Source organism: Bradyrhizobium sp. (assembly GCF_049798375.1).
Classification (GTDB): domain Bacteria; phylum Pseudomonadota; class Alphaproteobacteria; order Rhizobiales; family Xanthobacteraceae; genus Bradyrhizobium.
The window spans coordinates 1-2,015 of sequence record NZ_JBARGP010000716.1 but is presented as its reverse complement, the minus strand read 5'-3'; the positions used below and the strand labels follow the sequence as shown (position 1 = coordinate 2,015).

The following is a 2,015-nucleotide window of genomic DNA, read 5'->3' as shown; positions in this document are numbered from 1 at the left end:
CATGGAGCGGCACACGGTGTCGCGCCTGATCGGCGCACCTCCCGGCTATGTCGGCTTCGACCAGGGCGGTCTGCTGACCGATGGCGTCGACCAGCATCCGCATTGCGTGGTGCTGCTCGACGAGATCGAGAAGGCACATCCGGACCTGTATAACGTGCTGCTGCAGATCATGGATCATGGCCGGCTCACCGACCATAACGGCAAGCAGGTCAATTTCCGCAACGTGATCCTGATCATGACCACCAATGCCGGCGCGGCCGATCTCGCCAAGCAGGCGTTCGGCTTTACCCGCAGCAAGCGGGAAGGCGACGACCATGAGGCGATCAACCGCCAGTTCGCGCCGGAATTCCGCAACCGGCTCGATGCCATCGTGTCGTTCTCGCATCTGGCGGTCGACGTCATCGGCATGGTGGTCGAAAAGTTCGTGCTGCAGCTCGAAGTGCAACTCGCCGACCGCGACGTCACGATCGAGCTGTCGGAGCCCGCCAAGGCCTGGCTGATCCAGCACGGCTATGACGAGCAGATGGGCGCGCGCCCAATGGGCCGCGTGATCCAGGAGCACATCAAGAAGCCGCTGGCGGACGAGGTGCTGTTCGGCAAGCTGAAGGGCGGCGGTCACGTCCGCGTCGTGCTGGTCAAGGATGAGGCGAGCGCCGAGGAGAAGATCGGCTTCGAGTTCGTCGAGGGACCGGTGGCGCCCAAGTCCGAAGTGCCGGCGGCGCGCAAGCGCAAGCCGAAGTCCGGCGGACCGGGCAGTAATGGCGGCGGCGGGGCTCCCAAGGGCCCGGTGTCGAAGGGACCAATGGTGAAGGCGTAATCGCCAGACCAACGGAATGCGAAAAGGCCGGCAGCGATGTCGGCCTTTTTTGTTGCCCGTTCGTCGCCGCTACGCCGGCTTGATGAAGAAATAGACGGTCAGCACGCAGCCGACGGCGACGACGAAGATGCGGACGTAAACCTGCGGCACGACGAGGCCGATCCGTGCGCCGACAAAACCGCCGGCCATGGCGGCGACCATCATGGTCATCGTCTCCAGCCAATGAACGCGGCCGGAAAAGGCGAAAATGATGGACGCCGTGGTGTTCATCAGCGCCGCCAGCAGCACCTTCATCGCGTTCATGCTGCGGATGTCGCGCATGCCGTAGAACACCAGCGCCGCGAGCATCAGGATGCCGATGCCGCCGCCGAAATAGCCGCCATAGATCGAGATCAAAAACTGCACGACCTTGATCGCCGTCGGGCCAAGCCAGCGCTTGCCGTCCTTCGGCGTGAAGCGCATGCCGAACGCGAACACCGCGGTGGCGAACAGCAGCAGCCACGGCACCAGGCGGCTGAAGGCCTCAGAGGGCGTCACCAGCAGCAGCACCGCGCCGAGCGTGCCGCCGATCAGGCTGATGATGGTCAGCGTGACGAGATCGCGGCGCCATTGTGCGTCGGTGCTGCCGAACACTTCGCGCGACGCCCAGGCGCTGACGAACTGGCCTGGGAAGAGGGCCACCGTCGAGGACGCGTTGGCGTCGATCGCCGGGATGCCGGCCGCGAGCAAAGTGGGGAAGGTCAGGAAGGCGCCGCCGCCGGCCAGTGAATTGACGATGCCGGACCCGAAGGCCGCGAGCGCGAGTAGAAGCAGCATTCGGATCCCCGCGGTGTGGACCTATTCGCCCCTGAGGCGCTGGCCGTCCTGAACCCGGACATGCTCGGCGCCGCGGGCGCCGGCCGGCGACAGCCGAAGCATGGACAGCGCCGCACCGACCAGGGCGAAGCCGACGCCGGTCGCCAGCGCCAGCCGCGTGCCATTGTCAGGGCTGAGCGCCAGCAACATCGCGACCAGCGCGGCACCGGTGGTCTGGCCGAGCAGCCGCGCCGTGCCCAGCATGCCACTGGCGCCGCCGGAGCGCTCGCGTGGCGCGGCGGCGATCATGGTGCGGTTGTTCGGGGTCTGGAACAGGCCAAAACCGAGGCCCGAAAGCGCCATGCGCCAGGCCACGTCGAAATGCGATGGGTCTGCTGACAGC

General features: G+C 66.3%; 2 protein-coding genes and 1 pseudogene. 1 reads left to right on the top strand and 2 read right to left on the bottom strand.

Annotated features, from left to right (window positions below):
• A partial coding sequence (locus WA702_RS27905; protein ID WP_425113765.1) for an AAA family ATPase occupies positions 1-817 on the top strand: 817 nt, incomplete at its 5' end.
• Between the two features lie 69 nt (positions 818-886).
• Here WA702_RS27905 and WA702_RS27900 read toward each other — a convergent pair.
• Entirely contained in the window at positions 887-1,633 is a 747-nt protein-coding gene (locus WA702_RS27900; RefSeq protein WP_425113764.1) for a sulfite exporter TauE/SafE family protein, read from the bottom strand.
• Positions 1,634-1,654: 21 nt separating this feature from the next.
• Positions 1,655-2,015, bottom strand: a pseudogene (locus WA702_RS27895) (MFS transporter); the annotation flags it as partial.

Excerpts from the sequence above, each read along its gene's own strand:
- WA702_RS27900 (WP_425113764.1), bottom strand. The coding sequence starts at position 1,633 with ATGCTGCTTCTACTCGCGCTCGCGGCCTTCGGGTCCGGCATCGTCAAT.